General features: G+C 55.4%; 18 protein-coding genes and 1 pseudogene. 9 read left to right on the plus strand and 10 right to left on the minus strand.

What is annotated here, in order from left to right; translation table 11 throughout:
* Window positions 1–266: 266 nt before the first annotated feature.
* Window positions 267–1,130 (plus strand): phosphoribosylaminoimidazolesuccinocarboxamide synthase, encoded by an 864-nt coding sequence (locus Q3970_RS03940; protein ID WP_303099307.1) that lies wholly within the window; start codon window positions 267–269, stop codon window positions 1,128–1,130.
* 144 nt (window positions 1,131–1,274) lie between these two features.
* Here Q3970_RS03940 and radC read toward each other — a convergent pair whose 3' ends face one another.
* The gene (radC, locus tag Q3970_RS03945) at window positions 1,275–1,988 is read right to left on the minus strand and encodes a DNA repair protein RadC (RefSeq protein WP_303099308.1); all 714 of its coding nucleotides are present in this window, start codon (window positions 1,986–1,988) and stop codon (window positions 1,275–1,277) included.
* Window positions 1,989–2,121: 133 nt separating this feature from the next.
* On the opposite strand from radC, the gene Q3970_RS03950 reads away from it, so the two are divergent.
* On the plus strand, window positions 2,122–2,319 hold the full coding sequence (locus Q3970_RS03950) for a hypothetical protein (protein ID WP_303099309.1): 198 nt from the start codon (window positions 2,122–2,124) through the stop codon (window positions 2,317–2,319).
* Between the two features lie 145 nt (window positions 2,320–2,464).
* Here the strand turns inward: Q3970_RS03950 and Q3970_RS03955 are convergent, their stop codons facing one another.
* Window positions 2,465–3,067, minus strand: coding sequence for a CNP1-like family protein (locus tag Q3970_RS03955; protein ID WP_303099310.1), 603 nt, complete (start codon window positions 3,065–3,067; stop codon window positions 2,465–2,467).
* A 268-nt stretch (window positions 3,068–3,335) separates the two neighbouring features.
* Here Q3970_RS03955 and gyrA point away from each other — a divergent pair, with 268 nt between their 5' ends.
* From gyrA to argB, 3 genes and pseudogenes are all read left to right on the plus strand, one after another.
* Window positions 3,336–6,134 (plus strand): DNA gyrase subunit A, encoded by a 2,799-nt coding sequence (gene gyrA / locus Q3970_RS03960; protein WP_303099311.1) that lies wholly within the window; start codon window positions 3,336–3,338, stop codon window positions 6,132–6,134.
* Between the two features lie 159 nt (window positions 6,135–6,293).
* Window positions 6,294–6,436, plus strand: a pseudogene (locus Q3970_RS03965) (lipoprotein signal peptidase).
* Between the two features lie 179 nt (window positions 6,437–6,615).
* A complete protein-coding gene (gene argB, locus Q3970_RS03970) occupies window positions 6,616–7,512 on the plus strand; it encodes an acetylglutamate kinase (RefSeq protein WP_303099312.1) in 897 nt (298 codons plus the stop codon).
* Window positions 7,513–7,672: 160 nt separating this feature from the next.
* Here the strand turns inward: argB and Q3970_RS03975 are convergent, their stop codons facing one another.
* From Q3970_RS03975 to ttcA, 4 genes are all read right to left on the minus strand, one after another.
* Complete coding sequence (locus Q3970_RS03975) at window positions 7,673–8,980, minus strand: MFS transporter (RefSeq protein ID WP_303099313.1); 1,308 nt, start codon at window positions 8,978–8,980, stop codon at window positions 7,673–7,675.
* Window positions 8,970–9,164, minus strand: a complete 195-nt coding sequence (ccoS, locus tag Q3970_RS03980) for a cbb3-type cytochrome oxidase assembly protein CcoS (protein WP_257067761.1) — start codon at window positions 9,162–9,164, stop codon at window positions 8,970–8,972. Before ccoS ends, Q3970_RS03975 begins: the two co-directional genes overlap by 11 nt.
* Complete coding sequence (locus tag Q3970_RS03985; protein WP_303099314.1) at window positions 9,164–9,481, minus strand: hypothetical protein; 318 nt, start codon at window positions 9,479–9,481, stop codon at window positions 9,164–9,166. Before Q3970_RS03985 ends, ccoS begins: the two co-directional genes overlap by 1 nt.
* 323 nt (window positions 9,482–9,804) lie before the next feature.
* Complete coding sequence (gene ttcA, locus Q3970_RS03990; RefSeq protein ID WP_303099315.1) at window positions 9,805–10,749, minus strand: tRNA 2-thiocytidine(32) synthetase TtcA; 945 nt, start codon at window positions 10,747–10,749, stop codon at window positions 9,805–9,807.
* A gap of 251 nt (window positions 10,750–11,000) precedes the next feature.
* On the opposite strand from ttcA, the gene lptE reads away from it, so the two are divergent.
* From lptE to Q3970_RS04005, 3 genes are all read left to right on the plus strand, one after another.
* A complete protein-coding gene (gene lptE / locus Q3970_RS03995) occupies window positions 11,001–11,480 on the plus strand; it encodes an LPS assembly lipoprotein LptE (protein ID WP_303099316.1) in 480 nt (159 codons plus the stop codon).
* Window positions 11,480–12,481 carry a DNA polymerase III subunit delta gene (gene holA / locus Q3970_RS04000; protein WP_303099317.1) on the plus strand — a complete coding sequence of 334 codons (1,002 nt, stop codon included), beginning with the start codon at window positions 11,480–11,482 and terminating at the stop codon, window positions 12,479–12,481. The genes lptE and holA overlap by 1 nt, the downstream gene beginning before the upstream one ends.
* A 109-nt stretch (window positions 12,482–12,590) precedes the next feature.
* Window positions 12,591–13,010, plus strand: coding sequence for a hypothetical protein (locus Q3970_RS04005; RefSeq protein WP_085365738.1), 420 nt, complete (start codon window positions 12,591–12,593; stop codon window positions 13,008–13,010).
* Between the two features lie 227 nt (window positions 13,011–13,237).
* Here Q3970_RS04005 and radA read toward each other — a convergent pair whose 3' ends face one another.
* Window positions 13,238–14,617, minus strand: a complete 1,380-nt coding sequence (radA, locus tag Q3970_RS04015; RefSeq protein ID WP_303099318.1) for a DNA repair protein RadA — start codon at window positions 14,615–14,617, stop codon at window positions 13,238–13,240.
* A gap of 215 nt (window positions 14,618–14,832) precedes the next feature.
* On the opposite strand from radA, the gene Q3970_RS04020 reads away from it, so the two are divergent.
* A complete protein-coding gene (locus Q3970_RS04020) occupies window positions 14,833–15,579 on the plus strand; it encodes a tetratricopeptide repeat protein (RefSeq protein ID WP_303099319.1) in 747 nt (248 codons plus the stop codon).
* 233 nt (window positions 15,580–15,812) lie between these two features.
* On the opposite strand, the gene Q3970_RS04025 is transcribed toward Q3970_RS04020, so the two are convergent.
* The 3 genes from Q3970_RS04025 to Q3970_RS04035 form a co-directional block, all read right to left on the minus strand.
* Entirely contained in the window at window positions 15,813–16,469 is a 657-nt protein-coding gene (locus tag Q3970_RS04025; RefSeq protein ID WP_303099320.1) for a LysE family translocator, read from the minus strand.
* Window positions 16,470–16,783: 314 nt separating this feature from the next.
* The gene (locus tag Q3970_RS04030; protein ID WP_303099321.1) at window positions 16,784–17,320 is read right to left on the minus strand and encodes an NADPH-dependent FMN reductase; all 537 of its coding nucleotides are present in this window, start codon (window positions 17,318–17,320) and stop codon (window positions 16,784–16,786) included.
* Between the two features lie 67 nt (window positions 17,321–17,387).
* Window positions 17,388–18,263, minus strand: coding sequence for an AraC family transcriptional regulator (locus Q3970_RS04035; RefSeq protein WP_303099322.1), 876 nt, complete (start codon window positions 18,261–18,263; stop codon window positions 17,388–17,390).
* Window positions 18,264–18,344 lie beyond the last annotated feature (81 nt).

The following is an 18,344-nucleotide window of genomic DNA, read 5'->3' on the forward strand; positions in this document are numbered from 1 at the left end:
CAACCACAGGCATGACGACCTCTACAAAGTACTGCTGAAGATGTTGCGGAAAATGACGTTAGGGTAAATTTGCTTCCTAAGCCCCTAAGCTAAAATGGCGGCCTTGCAAGCCAAGCCGCTCATCAGAAATTTCTTTTCGGTTGAACCCCCGCCGTTTGCGGCGGTAAAATTTGGTTTATCCGATAAGGGCGTGCCCTTTCCAGAACAGGGCAATACATAACATAGCTTTATGCTGCCCTGTGTGTTGAAACATTCTTGGAAAAAACATGTCTGCCATCAGCCTGAAAAAAATCTATTCCGGCAAAGTCCGCGACTTATACGAAATCGACGAAAAACGTATGCTTATGGTCGCTTCCGACCGCCTTTCCGCCTTCGATGTGATTCTTGACGACCCGATTCCCGGCAAAGGCGAAATCCTCACCCAGATTTCCAATTTCTGGTTCGGCAAACTCGCCCACATCATGCCCAACCACTTTACCGGCGATACTGTTTACGACGTGCTGCCTGAAGACGAAGCGCGTGCGTTGGAAAAACGCGCCGTGGTTGCCAAAAAGCTCACACCGGTTAAAGTGGAAGCCATCGTGCGCGGCTACCTGGCCGGCAGCGGCTGGAAAGACTACCGGCAAACCGGCACCGTGTGCGGCATCAAACTGCCCGAAGGCCTTCAGGAGGCGCAGCGGCTGCCCGAAGTGATTTTCACCCCCTCCACCAAAGCCGCCGTGGGCGATCACGACGAAAACATCAGCTTTGAAGAATGCGAAGCCATCATCGGCAAAGAGCTGGCCGCCGAAGTGCGCCGCAAAGCCATTCAGCTCTACACCGAAGCGGCCGCATACGCCGAAACCCGCGGCATCATCATCTGCGACACCAAATTCGAATTCGGCCTCGACGAAAACGGCATGCTGACGCTGATGGACGAAGTGCTCACGCCCGACTCGAGCCGCTTCTGGCCGGCCGACCAATACCGCGTCGGCACTAACCCGCCCTCGTTCGACAAACAGTTCGTGCGCGACTGGCTGGAACAAAGCGGCTGGAACAAACAGGCGCCCGCACCGAAAGTGCCCGATGAAATCATCCGCAAAACGGTGGAAAAATACCGCGAAGCGCTGAGCCTGCTCACACAGGGTTAAGCGGCCGCAAAGTTTGGGGTTTTTGCAAAATGCACCGAGGGCAGTTTTTTGAAGCTGCCGATATGGTTTGCAAAGCTTTGAGGCCGTCTGAAAATCTTTCAGACGGCCTCAAAGCTTTTATATAACGGATAAATTTAATTTCCACTATAAAACCGCAACCTGTTCTTTTTCCAACATTTCCCTGTCCATCAAGCCGCGTTCGTGCAATGACACCGCCTGCCGTGCCGTAACAACAAAATGATCGAGCAGAACCACGTCTACCAAATCCAGCGCCTGCGCCAGGCGGCGGGTGAAGGCGATGTCGGACTTTGACGGCTCGGGTGAACCGCCGGGGTGGTTGTGGGCGATAATTACGGCAGTGGCGTAATGTTCGAGCGAGAGCTTTACGATTTCACGCACATACACCGTGTTTTCCGCCACCGTGCCGCGCGACAGTTCGTGCAGGGCAATCAGTTGGTTGCGGCGGTTAAGCAGCAGCGCCACACTCACCTCCACCCGCTCGTGCCCCAAATGCAGCCGCAGTAAGTCGGCTACGTCTTGCGGGCGGTTGAAAACGGTGTTTTCCTGCAATTCTTCGCCCAGCACGCGCCGGCCGATTTCGCGCACCACCGCAAACTGCGTGTAGCCCGCCAAACCCATGCCTTTGTGTGCCGACAGGGTTTTGGCGTCGGCACTCAGCAATTTCCCCAAACTGCCGAATTCGTTGAGCAGGTGGCGTGCCAGATCCACCGCGCTCATGCCGCGCGTACCCACCCTTAACAGAATCGCGAGCAGCTCGGCATCGCTTAACGCCCCCGCGCCGCGCGCCAGCAGTTTTTCGCGCGGCCTTTCCCCTTCGGGCCACTGTTTGATACTCATGTTATTATTCCGAATATTATTATTTAATAATCATAACATCGTAATATTCGGAAAGAAACAGACCGGGAAAAATTTCAACTGTATCTCGAAAAAAATTGGGTATTTTCCAACTTAAGTAACAAATGACCGCCGATTGGTGTTTATTGTGCCTGAAAAAGTGCGCGGTAATGATGTGCGTATTGTGATTGAGCCGAACGGCAAAGAGTTGACGGCACATATGCCGGTTAATGCCTACGATAAAGACACAAGGCTGATAGCGGTGCGTCGGCCAAACGCCTTGCCGGTGCTGTTATGGAGCAATGCAGGGGTGATAAAGATACAGCAGAGATAAGTGTGTGAAGAATATTTTGAAAGGCGTTGGAAAAAGCCGGGTTCTGTTACATTGAAAAGAAACCGGCTGGCAGGGGCGGTCTGAGAAAGAGATGCTTTACCCCCGAGATCTTGGGGCAGTTTGGTTATTCAGACGGCCTTTGGGGTTATTTGCTGCGGTTCATCATAGAAGGCGGATGTTTGCCCGCCCGTTCGATAACCCGCTGCTTCAGTTTTTTCAGATCGGAAGGTGTTCCGTCTTCGCAGAATGCTCGGAAAAGGGGGGCGCGTACGGGGTCGGCTCCGCTGAGAATCGAACCGATGTTTTTCCAGCCGCCTGTGCGCGGTGCAATCCAGCGTTTGTTAACCGGATCACCATAACCGAACACTTTATAAGACGAACGTTTGCTCTCGCCGCCGAAAGAAGTGGGCGAGCAGTAAATGCCTTCGGCGGTTAAATTGTCGTGCCCCTGTTGCGACTGCACGTTCAACACATAACGGATAGTGCCGTCGGGCGCACGGCTGATGCTGTCGAGCAGGATTTTCGGCTGTTTACCGAAATTGTTGCCCACATAAATATCAAACCAGCCGCTGCTTTTCGTGTCGGGAAAAGCGGGCAGGGCAACATCGGCTTCTTTGAATTCGCGCGCCGCTTTGTCGGCTTCGTTTTCTTGATAGCGGGTGTTTTCGAGGGTGTCTTTATCGTGGTGCGGGGCGGCGGAAACCTGCAGGGCGGTTGCGGCCAACGCAAGCAGCAGAATACGTCGCATAAGGCTCTCCGTGGGTTGGAAACGCCGTCATTGTAAGGTGGCGGACAGGCGGGCGCAACGGCGCACGGCTGCGGCGGGCATTTTTTACGCAGCTTAGCATATGCTTGCAGAAAAGGCCGTCTGAAAGACGCAGGCGGGTTATCTGCACGGAAAAGGCGGAATTTTTCAGACGGTTCCGGTGTTTTACAAAATATCCCGAACGCGCCAATTCAGGCGTGTTTTATGCTAAAATGACGCAAAATTTTTTCTATGAAATCACTATTCCGCCATGACCGACGCAACCACACGCAACGACCATCATTTTGCCCTCGAAACCCTCCCCATCAGCCTTGAAGAAGAAATGCGCCGCAGCTACCTCGATTACGCCATGAGCGTGATTGTGGGGCGCGCGCTGCCCGATGTGCGCGACGGCTTGAAGCCCGTGCACCGCCGCGTGCTGTATGCCATGCACGAGCTGAAAAACAATTGGAACAGTGCTTATAAAAAGTCTGCCCGTATCGTCGGCGACGTTATCGGTAAATACCACCCGCACGGCGATTCTGCCGTATACGACACCATCGTGCGCATGGCGCAGGATTTTTCGATGCGCTATGTGTTGGTCGACGGCCAGGGCAACTTCGGTTCGGTTGACGGCGACGGTGCGGCAGCCATGCGTTATACCGAAATCCGCATGGCGAAAATCGCACACGAAATGCTGGCCGACATAGAAGAGGAAACCGTTAACTTCGGCCCCAACTACGACGGCAGCGAAAGCGAGCCGCTGGTGTTGCCCACCCGTTTTCCCGCCTTGCTGGTTAACGGTTCTTCCGGCATCGCCGTGGGCATGGCCACCAATATCCCGCCGCACAACCTGCCCGACACCATCGATGCCTGCCTGAAACTCTTGGCTGAGCCGCAAACCGATATCGACGAACTCATCAACATCATCAAAGCCCCCGATTTCCCCACCGGCGCCACCATCTATGGATTGGGCGGCGTGCGCGAAGGCTATAAAACCGGCCGCGGCCGCGTGGTGATGCGCGGCAAAACCCATATCGAGCCTATCGGCAAAAACGGTGAGCGCGAAGCCATCATCATCGACGAAATCCCCTATCAGGTAAACAAAGCCAAATTGGTGGAGAAAATCGGCGAACTGGTGCGCGACAAAGTTCTGGAAGGCATTTCCGATTTGCGCGACGAATCCGACAAATCGGGTATGCGCGTGGTGATTGAACTCAAGCGCAACGAAAACGCCGAAGTGGTGCTCAACCAGCTCTACAAACTCACCCAACTGCAAGACAGCTTCGGCATCAATATGGTGGCCTTGGTCGACGGCCAGCCGCGCCTGTTGAACCTGAAACAGATTTTGAGCGAGTTTCTACGCCACCGCCGCGAAGTCGTTACCCGCCGCACCCTGTTCCGCCTGAAAAAAGCGCGCCATGAAGGCCATATCGCCGAAGGCAAAGCAGTGGCTTTGTCGAACATCGACGAGATGATTCAGTTGATTAAAGAATCCGCCGACGCGCCCGAAGCGAAAGAAAAACTGCTGTCGCGCCCGTGGCAGTCAGGCTTGGTGGGCGAAATGCTCAGCCGCACCGATTTGGATATGCAGATGGCGCGCCCCGAAGGCCTGCCCGCAGGCTTGGGTTTGCAGGCGGGCGGCTACTTTTTGAGCGATATTCAGGCCGATGCCATTTTGCGCATGAGCCTGCGCAACCTCACCGGCCTCGACCAAGACACCATCGTGGCCGACTACAAAACCATCATGGGTCAGATTATTGATTTTCTGGATATTTTAGCCAAGCCCGAGCGCATTACCGCCATCATTCACGAAGAATTGGAAGAAATCAAAACCAACTTCGGCGACGGGCGCCGCAGCGAAATCAACCCCTTCGGCGGCGATATTGCCGACGAAGACCTGATTCCGCCGCGCGAAATGGTGGTAACGCTTACCCACGGCGGCTACATCAAAACCCAGCCCACCACCGATTATCAGGCGCAGCGCCGCGGCGGACGGGGCAAACAGGCTGCCGCCACAAAAGACGAAGACTTTATCGAAACCCTGTTCGTGGCCAATACCCACGATTACCTGATGTGTTTCACTAATTTGGGCCGCTGCCACTGGATTAAGGTATACAAACTTCCCGAAGGAGGGCGCAACAGCCGCGGCCGTCCGATTAACAACGTGATTCAGCTCGACGAAGGCGAAAAAGTGAGCGCCATCATGGCCGTGCGCGAGTTCCCCGAAGACGAATACGTATTCTTCGCCACCGCACAAGGTATGGTGAAAAAAGTGCAGCTTTCCGCCTTCAAAAACGTGCGCACGCAAGGCATCAAGGCTATCGCCCTCAAAGACGGCGACTCGCTGGTGGGCGTGGCCAAAACCTCCGGCACCAGCGACATCATGCTGTTCTCCAACCTCGGCAAAGCCATCCGCTTTAACGAATATTACGAGCGCAACGGCGAGGCCGACGATTTGGAAAACGAAGATTCAGACGGCCTTGATGCGGAAGCAGAAACCGAACACGACGAAACGGACGGCGCCGATGCGCCCGTGCTGAAAGGTAACGGCGTGCGCCCGTCCGGCCGCGGCAGCGGCGGCCTGCGCGGTATGCGCCTGCCCAAAGGCGGCCGCATTGTCAGCCTGCTGGTTTCCGCGCCCGACAACACCGAGCAACAGGTACTCACCGCCACGCAAAACGGCTACGGCAAACGCACGCCGATTGAAGATTACAGCCGAAAAGGCAAAGGCGGGCAGGGCATCATCGCCATCGACACCGGCGAGCGCAACGGCGAATTGGTGGCCGCAACTTTGGTTAACGAAAGCGACGATTTGATGCTGATTACCAGTGGCGGCGTGTTAATCCGCACCAAAGTCGAGCAAATCCGCGAAACCGGTCGCGCCGCCCAAGGCGTGCGCCTGATCAACCTCGACGAAGGCGAAACGCTGGTAAGTTTGGAAAGGATTGCCGAGCCGGAAGAAGACGAAGACGTGCCCGCAGAAGGCGGAGGCGTGGAAAATGATAGTGAAAACGCCGAAACAGAAGGTGCGGCCGACGGGGCTGCGGGCGATAACGCAGAAGCCTGACGGACAAAAAGCAGGTACTGTCAAGGCCGGTTTTCAACATTCCGCTCCAGCATACCCGGGATTGACCCGGGTATTTTTATCTGCAAAAACAGCAGATGTTTGGGGAAAGTCGGTGCATACAATGGAATAACCTATAGTGAGACAGAATAAAAGACAAGACTGAGGCCTTTGCAAAACCGCCATCTGCGGCGCATTTCTGCGTTGTGCGCTTATGCCCGTTAGGTACTGCCCTGCCCGCTGTGCTGCTGCGCCTTGAACCGCATCCGCATCTGACGGTTTTGCAAAGGCCTCAGACTGTTTGAAACGTTTGAGTATCGTTATTTGAGCCTGTGCGGAAACGGCAGGTTTCTGAAGTTGGCGGCAGTATTGTTCCGGTGCGGTTCTGATTTTTAAAACGGCTGCAATTTCGGGCTGTTAGCTTATTTTTTCGGATTGGTATAACATAGGCCGTCTGAAACCAATGATTCAAAGGGAAAATCTCATGGGTGACACACAGCATATCAGCGCGGTTCAAAAGGCCGGAATCCTATCGGAAGCCTTGCCGTATATCCGCCGTTTTTCCGGCAAAACCATCGTTATTAAATATGGCGGCAACGCCATGACCGATCCGCAGCTGAAAGACGGGTTTGCCAAAGACGTGGTGCTGTTGAAACTGGTGGGTATCAACCCTGTGATTGTGCACGGCGGAGGCCCGCAGATTAACGGTATGCTCAATAAGGTGGGTAAAGAAGGCGAGTTTGTGCAGGGCATGCGTGTTACCGACAGCGAAACCATGGATATTGTGGAAATGGTGCTGGGCGGTCATGTAAACAAAGAAATTGTATCGCTGCTCAACCTGCACGGCGGCAAAGCCGTAGGCATTACCGGCCGCGACAGCCATTTTATCCGCGCCCAAAAACTGTTTATCAATACGCCCGAGCGCAACGGTGTGGACATCGGCCAAGTGGGCGTGGTGGAAAGCATCGACTGCTCGCTGATTAAAAGCATCATCGCTTATGGTCATATTCCCGTGGTCGCCCCTATCGGTGTAGGCCGTAACGGCGAAGCCTTTAACATTAATGCCGATTTGGTGGCAGGCAGGCTGGCCGAAGAGTTAAGTGCTGAAAAACTGCTGATGATGACCAATATCGCGGGCGTGCTCGATAAAAACGGAAACCTGCTCACCAACCTCACGCCGAAACGTATCGATGAATTGATTGCAGACGGCACGCTTCACGGCGGAATGTTGCCGAAAATCAGCTCGGCGGTCGAGGCGGCGGTAAACGGTGTGAAAGCCACCCACATTATCGACGGGCGCGTGCCCAATGCGCTGCTGCTGGAAATCTTTACCGACTCCGGCATCGGATCAATGATTTTGGGCGGGGAGCGGGAAGAATAGGGCGTGCAACAGTTCTGGTATGGGTTGGAATTGTTTCCACCCTGTCAACCTTAATGCTGTCCGCATTTGGATTTCCGGCCGTCTGAAATATTTAATACCGTTATACCGCTTTTGAAAACACGGCATTAAATATTTCAGACGGCCTTTTTGTATACCGGGCTTATTTTTTCAGAAAGCTTTTCAAACTGCTTAAAAACTGGGGTTCAAGTTTGATCAGATAGGCAATCAGAGGCAGGTTGCCCGCCGCCACCGCCAGATAAAGAAGGGTGATGCTGTCGAACAGCCACAGCAGCGCGGCGCTCAAGAGTGCGGCGGTTACCATAAACAGGCCGTTGACGATATTGTTGGCGGCCACTGCGTGTGCGCGGAAGGCGTCGCTGCTGGCGGTTTGCAGCCAAGTGTAGAGCGGCACCGAGAAAAAGCCGCCGAAAAAGCCGATGGCAATCATGGTGAGGATAACGGGGTAGGCGTTGGCCTGCGACAAAAACCAGCCCAAACCTTGCAGCCCGGTAAAGCGTTGGCCGTGCGTGAGCCAAACCAGCAAAAGGCCGCCGGCGGTCAGGCCGAGCGCACCCACGGCCACCAAGCCCAAGTGCAGCCGTTGGCGGCTGACTTTGGCGCACAACACCGAGCCGGCGGCGATGCCGACGGAAAACAGCGCCAGCATCAGGTTAAATACGTTGTCGTTGCCGCCGAGGTGGATTTGCGTGAATGTGGGCAGTTGGGTGGTGTAAACCGAGCCGACGAACCAAAACCACGAAATGCCGATGATGGCGGCGTAGAGTTCGCGTTGGGCGAAGGTTTCTTTCAACAGCACCCAAGTGCCTTTGGCGATGTTGGGTTCGAGGCGGGCGGCGGGGTCTTTGGCGGGAACTGACGGCATAAACAGGCTGGTAACCGTGCCTGCTGCCGCCACCGCTACCACCATGATGCCGACGATATGCGGCGGAATGCCCGCCACCGCCGTGCCGAGAATCTGGCCGGACAGAATCGCCAGAAACGTGCCCGATTCGATCAGGCTGTTACCCATAATCAGCTCTTTATCGTTGAGGTAATCGGGCAGGATAGCGTATTTCAGCGGGCCGAACAGCGTGGATTGCGCGCCCATGCAAAACAGGCAGAACAGCAGCAGGGGGGCGGACTGCATATAAAAGCCGAGAGCCGCTGCCGCCATCACCACGATTTCCAACACCTTGATTACCCGTGCCAGCCCGGCTTTGTCGAATTTGGTGCTCAGCTGCCCTGAAATCGCAGAAAACAGAAAATAGGGCAGGATAAACAGCAGCGCGCCGAGGTTGAGCATCTGGCTGGCGGGCAGGAAATCGTTCTGCCCCAGGCCGTAGAAGCTGATCATCACGAACAGCGCGGTTTTAAACAGGTTATCGTTGAAAGCGCCGAGAAACTGCGTGCCGAAAAGCGGGGCGAAGCGGCGGCTGGTAGGGAAGTTGAGGTTGTCTTTAAGGCTCATTTTGTTGTTTTTCTTGCGGCTTGTCGGCGGCTTGTTTGTCGGTGGAATCATCGTCCATCAGAATGCGGTGGGCGGGGCCTTCCAAATCGTCGAACTGGCCGTTTTTGCCCGACCACCAGAAAAAATAGGCAATCAGAAACGCCAGAATAATGCTGATGGGTATCAGGATAAACACGCTTTCCATTAGAGGGTTCCCGTTAAATTGTTGAGCACCAGCGTTTGGCCGGCAAGGGTCAGGTATTCGCCGCGTATGCGGCCGAGGGCGGCGTTGTCGTCAAACAGGGCGACATGGTCTTTTTCGAGCGCCCAATAAAGCGGCGTTCCGGTGTTTTGGCAGGCGGCAAGCGCGCGCACGGCGGCGGTTTCCTGCGGCGGGTTTTCGCTTTGCAGCTTCACGGCGAAACGCCCGCTTTGCGGCGGGTTTTCGGATTCGTTGTCGGGCAGCATGATGAAAAAGCCCAAATGATCGCCTTCTTGAGTGTGGATGCTGAAATAGTGCATGGTTTTCAGACGGCCTTTCAGGTGGGTTAGGGCGTGTAGTCAGAAAGTGTTGCGGCGGTATTTTTGGTTTAAATCCGCATCTGCGCGTTAGGTAGCGAAGCGGACTTGCGAAGCTAAAATGCTCGCAAGATGTCTAATCTTGCTGTGCTTTTTGCCTTGCATCTGCGGATTTTTCCTCAAAAAACCGCTTCGCAAGCATTCTGACTACACGCCCTAATGTAACAGTTTGCGCGCGGGATAAAAAGGGGAAAATACGCAGAAACAAGGCGGTTTTGCTTTTCAGACGGCCTGAATGGTTTTGGCCGTCTGAAACATTTGCAGCCTTATTTGGGTTTGCTCGCCAGAATATTGATCACTTTTTTCGGCGCGGCGGCGGGCAGCCTGATTTCGCCATTTTCCGCTTTGAGACCGTCTGAAAACTGCTGCGGCACGGTTTCTTTATCGAAAGCCAGATCGCCGCCGTGTTTCAGTTTTTGGCCGCGCTGCAAACCGGCGAAGTCGAACAGGCCGGTGTCGGCCAGGTGGGAAGGCACCACGTTTTGCAGGGCGGAAAACATGCTTTCGATGCGGCCGGGAAAGCGTTTGTCCCAGTCTTGCAGCATTTCTTTAATCACCTGCCGTTGCAGGTTGGGCTGCGAACCGCACAAATTGCAGGGAATAATCGGGAACTGCCTGACTTCGGCGTAACGTTCCAAATCTTTTTCTTTCACATACGCAAGCGGGCGGATAACGATGTGTTCGCCGTTGTCGCTCACGAGTTTCGGCGGCATGGCTTTGAGTTTGCCGCCGTAAAACATGTTTAGAAACAGGGTTTCGAGAATGTCGTCGCGGTGGTGGCCCAGAGCGATCTTGGTGCAGCCTAATTCTTTGGCCACGCGGTAGAGCACGCCGCGGCGCAGGCGGCTGCACAGCGAACAGGTGGTTTTTCCTTCTTCAATCACGCGTTTGACCACCGAATAAGTGTCTTCTTCGATGATTTTATACGGCACGCCGATGCTTTCGAGATATTCGGGCAAAACGTGTTCGGGAAAGCCGGGCTGTTTTTGGTCGAGATTGACGGCCACCAGCTCGAAATCCACCGGCGCGGAGGCTTGCAACTGGCGCAGAATGTCCAGAAGCGCATAGCTGTCTTTGCCGCCCGAGAGGCACACCATGATTTTGTCGCCGTTTTCAATCATGTTGAAATCGTTGATTGCATCGCCCACGGCATGACGCAGGCGTTTGTTGAGTTTGTTGTTTTCAAGTTCGTGTTTGGGTTTTTTAGACATGGCAAAAAGCGGGCGGGCAAAAGCTATAATTGTACTCCAAAATCGGTTAGGCCGTCTGAAAACGAGCCGTGAACAAACGCAGCGAAGTTTTCAGCGTTTAAAATAAAACCGTGTTTGTTATCACGGGTTTTACATCACATATCGACTGAGCCGAACCGGCGGCGAACCGTTTTTCAGACGGCCTGACAAACTTTCCGCCGCTGGGCTATAATCCAAACCCGGTCTGTTTCTCTACCAAATGGAAGAGCTTTATGAAAAAGATTTTGTTAGCCGCCGCCGTGCTGCTGGTGGCCGCCTGCGGTTTCCACTTAAAAGGAATGGGCGGCATGTCCGGCACGCTGCCTTATCAATCTTGGCACGTTGCCAACGGCCAATCCATGCAGCAGCCGCTTGAAAATGCCTTGCGCCGCGCCAGCGGCAAACCGGTGGGCGCATCCGAAGCGCAGGCCACGGTAACAGTGAATCATATCGGCACCCGCCGCGATGTGTTCACCGTTACCCGCGCCGCCGTCATCAACGAATACCTGCTGGTGTTGCAGGTGGAAGCGCAGGCCAGTGTGAACGGCCGACCCGTGGGCGAACCGATAGCGGTGCAGGTCGAGCGCAAAATGGATTATGCCGACAGCGAAGTTTTGGGTAAGGCCGAAGAAGAAAACACCATTTGGTCGGAAATGCGCACCGATGCCGCCGACCAGATTGTGCGCCGCCTCACCTTTTTGAAAGCGCAGTAATGCCGGTGATGAATATCGGCGGGTTGTCGCCCGAACTGCCGCTCAAGCCCCTGTATGTGATACACGGCGAAGAAGATCTGCTGCGTGTGGAAGCTTTGGACGGCCTGCGCGCCGCCGCCAAAAAACAGGGTTACCTCAACCGCGAGGTTTATACCGCCGACAACGCTTTTGATTGGAACGAACTTCTGCAATCGGCAGGCAGCATGGGGCTGTTTGCCGATTTGAAACTTTTGGAAATCCACATTCCCGGTGGCAAGCCCGGCAAAAACGGCGGCGACGCACTGCAAACGCTGGCCGAACGCCTGCCCGAAGACACGGTAACCGTGGTGATGCTGCCCAAGCTCGAGCGGGCCCAAACGCAGGCCAAATGGTTTGCCTCACTGGCGGCGCACGGCGTGGTGCTGGAGGCCAAAGCTGTTACCGGCGCCGCGCTGCCGCAATGGATACGCGGCCGTCTGAACCGCCTCAACCTCGATATCGAAGCCGACGCGCTGGCGCTGTTTGCCGAGCGCGTAGAAGGCAACCTGCTGGCTGCCAAGCAGGAAATCGACAAACTCGCCCTGCTGCACCCCGCAGGACATCTGGTCAACATGGCCGATGCCGAAGCCGCCGTTGCCAACGTGGCCCGTTTCGACGTGTTCCAGCTCGCCGGCGCATGGATGGGAGGCGACGCCCCCCGCGTGGCGCGCCTGCTCGAGGGTTTGGAAGCGGAAGGCGAAGAACCCGTGCTGCTGTTGTGGGCGGTGGCCGAAGACGTCCGCACCCTTATCCGCTTAACCGCCGCCCTCAAGCAGGGGCAGAGCGTGCAGGCCGTGCGCAACAGCCTGCGCCTGTGGGGGGACAAGCAAACCTTGGCGCCGGCGGCGGTCAAACGCATCAGTATCAACCGCCTGCTTGCCGCCCTGCAAGACTGCGCCCGCATCGACCGCATCATCAAAGGAGCAGAAGAGGGCAACGCATGGGCCGAATTCAAACATCTGGTTACGGGATTGGCGGGATAAGGCTATAATGCGCCTGTTTTTCAAAAAGGCCGTCTGAAACCTTTCCGCCGCGCGGCAACTGCTTTCAGACGGCCTGTATCGAACCGAGAAGATTGTAAGGAACACCCGCATGGATAACAAAACCAAACTCCGCTTGGGCGGCTTGGCCGTTTTGGCCACGGCCGTGCTGAGCCTGATATTCGTTTTATTCACCGATTCGTGGCCGGTGGCCATTCTGCTGGCCGTTGCCGTGATGGCGGGCGTTATCGGCGGCATGATCTGGACAACGCGCCGCCAGCAGCGCCAGTTTCTCGAACGCCTGAAAAAGTTCGACATCGACCCCGAAAAAGGCCGCGTCAACGAAGCCAACCTGCGCCGTATGTACCACACCGGCGGACAGGCGCAGAAAGATGCGGTTACCATCATCTGCCTGTCGCAGAAATGCTCGGTGGAAGAAGCGCACGCCATGATGAAAAACCGCCCGACCCGCCAGCAGATGAACCAGATGGCACAGCAGCAGATGAAAGGCCAGCGCAGGCCGCACCGCTGACGGGGCATTACAGATAACGGCAGGCCGTCTGAAAGATTTTTCAGACGGCCTTGTTTATATAGTGGCTTAAATTCAAAATAGGACAAGGCGCCGAGCCGCAGACAGTACAAATAGTACGGCAAGGCGAGGCAACGCTGTACTATTTTGAATTTAAGCCACTATAACTTGGATTACTCGGTTCGTACTTTCTTCACTTCATAACCCAAAAAAGGTTTCGCGCACCATTGCTATTCCGCCGCATCCCTGCACACCTCCACCGCTTCCTGCAAACCGGCCACGCCGAAAATCTGCAAGTTGGGAAACTCTTTCGGATTGCGCGGCAGGTTGGCTTTGGGCACCACCGCACGTTTGAACCCCAGTTTCTCCGCCTCTTTCAGCCGCTCCTGCCCGCGCGCGACGGGGCGCACTTCGCCGCTTAAGCCGATTTCGCCGAAGGCCACCATTTTTTCGGGCAGCGGGCGGTTGCGGAAGCTGGATAACATAGCGAGGATAATCGCCAAGTCGGCCGCCGGTTCGTTGATTTTCACGCCGCCCACCGCGTTTAAAAACACGTCTTGGTCGAAGCAGGCGATGCCCGCGTGGCGGTTTAACACGGCCAGCAGCATGGCGAGGCGGTTTTGTTCGAGGCCGACGGTGAGCCGCTTGGGCGTGAAGCCGTGCGCGTCGTCCACCAGCACCTGAATTTCCACCAGCAGCGGGCGGCTGCCTTCCTGCGTAACCAACACGCACGAGCCGGGCACATCGTCGCGGTAACTGGCCAGAAAAATGGCCGAAGGGTTGGACACACCTTTCAAGCCGTGTTCGGTCATGGCGAACACGCCCAATTCGTTGGCCGCGCCGAAGCGGTTTTTGATGGCGCGTATCATGCGGTAGTTGGAATGCTGGTCGCCCTCGAAATAGAGCACGGTATCGACCATGTGCTCCAGCACGCGCGGGCCGGCGATGGCGCCGTCTTTGGTAACATGGCCGACCAATATCATGGCAATGCCCATCTGCTTGGCCATGCGGGTAAGCTGGGCGGCGCATTCGCGCACCTGCGACACCGAGCCGGGCGCGGAGGTGATTTGGTCGGAATACATGGTTTGAATCGAATCGATAACGACAACGGCAGGCCTGTGCTGTTTCAAGGCCGTCTGAATCGCTTCCATACGGATTTCGGCCAAGAGGTTCACGCCTTCGCTTTTCAAACCCAAACGCTGCGCGCGCAGCGCCACCTGCTGCGCCGATTCTTCGCCCGACACATACAGCACCTTTCGGCTTTTCGCCATCACCGCCACGGTTTGCAGCAGCAGCGTCGATTTGCCGATTCCGGGGTCGCCGCCGAGCAGAATTACCGCCCCGCCGACCAAGCCGCCACCGAGCACGCGGTCGAGTTCGCCGATGCCGGTCGGCTCGCGCGGCACTTCGACGGCGGTAACTTTTGACAAATCCTGCACCTGCGCCGTATCCGCCGCCCACGATTGGAAACGCGCGTTTTTCGGCTCGGGCGCGGCGAGGCTCTCTTGCAGCGTGTTCCACTCGCCGCAATGCGGGCATTTGCCCTGCCATTTGGGTGCGGTGCCGCCGCATTCGCTGCATTGGTAAACGGTTTTCGGGGCTTTTGCCATAGAGGTTCCTGCTGGATGGTGGAGGCCGTCTGAACGGCGGCGCAAAAAAGCCGATTGTAAGCGCAAAACCGCGCCGGATATACCCTTGGGCACTAAAAAATATCCGCATATCTTTATTTTGAATCTGATTAATATGCTTTTGTTATTATTTTTTTGGAATAATAACTTTGTATCGAACCATGAAAAAAAACGCATATTTCTGTTTAGCTGCCGCGGTGCCAGCCGTTTTTTCCCTGCCGGCTTCTGCCGACACCCGGGTGCCCGACCAACAGGCGCAATACGAGCTGGCACTGGCCTATGAAACCGGCAGCGGTGTCGAACAGAACCACGAACGCGCAGCCAAACTGTATCTCAAGGCTGCCAGAAAAGGCCATGCCGGTGCGCAGGCGCATTTGGGCACCATGTATCACGAAGGCCGCGGCGTGAAAGAAAACGCCAAAACGGCGGTGTCGTGGTACCGCAAAGCCGCCTCGCAGGGCAACGGCCATGCCCAAAACAACCTCGGCCTCATGTATTTTTACGGTTACGGTGTGGCGCAGGATTACAAACAGGCATTCGAGTGGTTTGAACAGGCGGCCGAAAGCGGCGACGACACCGCCCAGAAAAACCTTGCCTATATGTATGCGCACGGCACGGGGGGGAAGCAGGACATGAAACAGGCCGCCTATTGGTATGAACAGGCCGCTAAGCAAGGCTTGGCGGAAGCGCAGGCAGAAATCGGCTTCCTTTACGATGAAGGCCGCGGCGTGGAAGCCGATGCGCAGAAAGCCGCCCTGTGGTACACGCAGGCCGCCGACCGCGGCAGCGCGGTGGCCCAATATAATTTGGGGCATATGTATTTGGAAGGCCGTGGTGTGGCGAAAAACGTCGAGAAAGCCCATGCGCTGTTTCTGCAGTCGTGCAGCGGCGGCGACGAAGACGCATGCAAACTGGTATCACAGGCCGTGCAGGGCGGCAGCTGAACGGAGGGTTTGGCGGCAGCCGCAGCAAAGCATTCGTTCGGAGTTTCTGTAAAATATATTCAGGCCGTCTGAAAATCATTTTCAGGCGGCCTGAAACCTTTGCAAAGGTCTCAACAAAAAGATACTCGGGTCAAGCCCGAGTATGACGTATGTCATTGAGGTGCCGGTATGGCTTGAAAAGGCAGGCGTATCGGTTTGCCGCTGCTTAAGGGTAAGGCGCGGTGTTGGCGCATTCAAACCGTTTCTTTCACCGCACTGTGCAGCAATTTCCCACCCATCAGGCCAAGCAGGATGCCTGCGGTTTTATCCACATAAAAAGCGGCTTTGCCGAAGGCGCGGCGCACTTTGTGTTGCGAGAGTACGAATATAATCATCGTATCCCATACGAAAACCAACAACACCATCCACACGCCTAAGGCAACGGTAAGCCCCATGCTGATTTGCGGGGTCAGCACTACCGAAAACAGGCTTAAATAAAAGACAATGTTTTTCGGGTTGGACAGGCCCGAGGCGATGCCGAGGAAAAATTCAGCCCAAAAAGACGGCGCTGCTTTTTGCCGGGTATCCTGCGGTGTTTGCGTGATAAAGGCGTAATCGCTGCGTTTGGCGCGCAATGCGCCGTATGCCACATAGAGCAAAAAAACACCGCCTATGATTTTCAAGAGAAACATCAGCCATATGGAATGGGCAATTGCGGCACCCACGCCGACCATGCACAAAACAATATAGATGCCGTTTGCCAAGGCGATACCCAAGGCCACACCGACTGCACGGCGGCGGTTGTTGCGCAGGGCGCTGCGGATGACGAGTAAAAAATCCGGCCCGGGGCTGATTAAGGCCAAGAAATGTGCGACGACCACAGTGGCGATAATGACGGCGCTTTCGTTCATGTTTGTTCTCCGGATTTTTCAAGCAGGTGTAAATATTACGCTTGTTGATTTCGAGGGAAAAGGATTATTGGTGAGTTGCGCATCGGGCAAGCACGGCACGGTAGGTTGGATAAAAGCATCAATATGTTGGGTTTAACAACCCAACCTACGCTTGCTTGTGCAAGAGGGGAATCACTTTGGCCCAGTGGGCGGCGGCGCCCCAAAAGCCGTGTACCAATACGATTGCAGGTTTGTTCATGTTTATTTACTTTAAAGTTGATGTATGGATAGGCCGTCTGAAAGCCTGCAAACAAGCGTTCAGACGGCCTTTCGCTTTATTGCCCCGCCCAAGCGTAAAAGGCGGCGGCGAATTTGTTTAAAAATCCGGCGGTGCGCTCGTCGGCCACTTTGCCGTTGTCCAAAGCGGCGTTGGCGCGGCTTAGGAACACTTCGGGGGCGATTAACACGTCGGCGCCCAGCGATTGCAGGCTTTGGCGGATTTGCAGGCCACTGTTGATGCCGCCGTAGCTGCCGGGCGATGCGGTAACGATGGCCGCTTTTTTGCCCTGCCACACGTTTTGGCCGTAAGGGCGCGAGGCGGTGTCGATGATGTTTTTCACGGCGGCGGGCATGGCGCGGTTGTGTTCGGGGCTGACAATCAGCACGGCGTCGGCCACTTTGAGCTGCGCGCGCACGCGTTCGTAGGGCGGCACGTTTTCGGCATCGAGGTCTTGCGTGTAGAGCGGCAAGTCGCTGATTTGCACTTCTTCGATTTCCACGCCTGCGGGCGCTTGCGCGGCGATGTGTTCGGCCACGGCGCGGTTGATGGATTGGCGGCTCAAGCTGCCGATAACGAGGGCGATTTTGGTCATTTTTATTCCTTTTTTGATACGGTTAAACGGCTGCCATTCTAAACCTAATCAGGCCGTCTGAAATATTTCAGACGGCCAAACTGCTTTTATCGGCCGCCGGAGCCGTGCCGAAATAGCGTTTGTATTCGCGGCTGAACTGGCTGGGGCTTTCGTAGCCCACTTGGTAGGCTGCGCCGGAAACGGATAAATGTTCTTGGCAAATCAGCCGCTTGGCTTCCATCAAGCGCAGCGATTTTTGGTATTGCAGGGGTGAGAGCGTAGTGAGTTGCTTAAAGTGGTGGTGAAAGCCCGATAAAGACATGCCGCACAATCCGGCCAGCGTTTCCACCCGTATGGCGTCGCGAAAGTGCGCTTGCAGGTAATCCGTGGCTTTGGTGATTTTCTGCGTGTTTGAGCCGAAGCTCGCCATCTGTTTGAGCTTGCCGCCCTGTTCGCCCGTGAGCAGGCGGTAGTAGATTTCCTGCTGGAACAGCGGCGCCAGAAAGGCAATGTCGTTTGGATTTTCGTGCAAGAGCAATAAGCGCTCGAAAGCGTCGGCCAGATGGGCGCTTAAATGCCATTGCGCAAAAGCGGTTGCATCGGCTTCGTCGTCCCGAACCGATACGGCCTGCTCCAGCAGGATTTTGCCGACCGCCTGCAAATCGATTTTCATCGACAGTACCACAAACGGCTCGGCCGGCGTGGCGCGGGTAATCTTACCGCACATCGGAATATCCACGGGGCAAAACATGAAATGGCGGCTGTCAAACAGCAAGTGTTGCTCCCCCAGCCGTATTTCCCGCTCGCCTCTGACCACAATGCAAATGCTTGGTTCCTGAATCACGTTTTCATAAGAAAACGGCCGGTCGCAGTGGTGGATAACCAAGCCTTTAATGGGGGAGCGGTAGGTTTGGTTGTGCGGGATAAGCTTGAGCAGCCGCTCAAGGTTTTTGTTTGAAAGCATGGTTTTTTGGAGAAACAGGCAAGTGATTTGGAGGAATCATATACTCCCTATTCGTAAACATCAATATAATGAAACCTCATC

The organism is Neisseria sp. (assembly GCF_030530745.1).
Classification (GTDB): domain Bacteria; phylum Pseudomonadota; class Gammaproteobacteria; order Burkholderiales; family Neisseriaceae; genus Neisseria.

Excerpts from the sequence above, each read along its gene's own strand:
- Q3970_RS03940 (WP_303099307.1), top strand. The coding sequence starts at position 267 with ATGTCTGCCATCAGCCTGAAAAAAATCTATTCCGGCAAAGTCCGCGAC.
- radC (WP_303099308.1), bottom strand. The coding sequence starts at position 1,988 with ATGAGTATCAAACAGTGGCCCGAAGGGGAAAGGCCGCGCGAAAAACTG.
- Q3970_RS03955 (WP_303099310.1), bottom strand. The coding sequence starts at position 3,067 with ATGCGACGTATTCTGCTGCTTGCGTTGGCCGCAACCGCCCTGCAGGTT.
- gyrA (WP_303099311.1), top strand. The coding sequence starts at position 3,336 with ATGACCGACGCAACCACACGCAACGACCATCATTTTGCCCTCGAAACC.
- argB (WP_303099312.1), top strand. The coding sequence starts at position 6,616 with ATGGGTGACACACAGCATATCAGCGCGGTTCAAAAGGCCGGAATCCTA.
- Q3970_RS03975 (WP_303099313.1), bottom strand. The coding sequence starts at position 8,980 with ATGAGCCTTAAAGACAACCTCAACTTCCCTACCAGCCGCCGCTTCGCC.
- ccoS (WP_257067761.1), bottom strand. The coding sequence starts at position 9,164 with ATGGAAAGCGTGTTTATCCTGATACCCATCAGCATTATTCTGGCGTTT.
- Q3970_RS03985 (WP_303099314.1), bottom strand. The coding sequence starts at position 9,481 with ATGCACTATTTCAGCATCCACACTCAAGAAGGCGATCATTTGGGCTTT.
- ttcA (WP_303099315.1), bottom strand. The coding sequence starts at position 10,749 with ATGTCTAAAAAACCCAAACACGAACTTGAAAACAACAAACTCAACAAA.
- lptE (WP_303099316.1), top strand. The coding sequence starts at position 11,001 with ATGAAAAAGATTTTGTTAGCCGCCGCCGTGCTGCTGGTGGCCGCCTGC.
- holA (WP_303099317.1), top strand. The coding sequence starts at position 11,480 with ATGCCGGTGATGAATATCGGCGGGTTGTCGCCCGAACTGCCGCTCAAG.
- Q3970_RS04005 (WP_085365738.1), top strand. The coding sequence starts at position 12,591 with ATGGATAACAAAACCAAACTCCGCTTGGGCGGCTTGGCCGTTTTGGCC.
- radA (WP_303099318.1), bottom strand. The coding sequence starts at position 14,617 with ATGGCAAAAGCCCCGAAAACCGTTTACCAATGCAGCGAATGCGGCGGC.
- Q3970_RS04025 (WP_303099320.1), bottom strand. The coding sequence starts at position 16,469 with ATGAACGAAAGCGCCGTCATTATCGCCACTGTGGTCGTCGCACATTTC.
- Q3970_RS04030 (WP_303099321.1), bottom strand. The coding sequence starts at position 17,320 with ATGACCAAAATCGCCCTCGTTATCGGCAGCTTGAGCCGCCAATCCATC.
- Q3970_RS04035 (WP_303099322.1), bottom strand. The coding sequence starts at position 18,263 with ATGCTTTCAAACAAAAACCTTGAGCGGCTGCTCAAGCTTATCCCGCAC.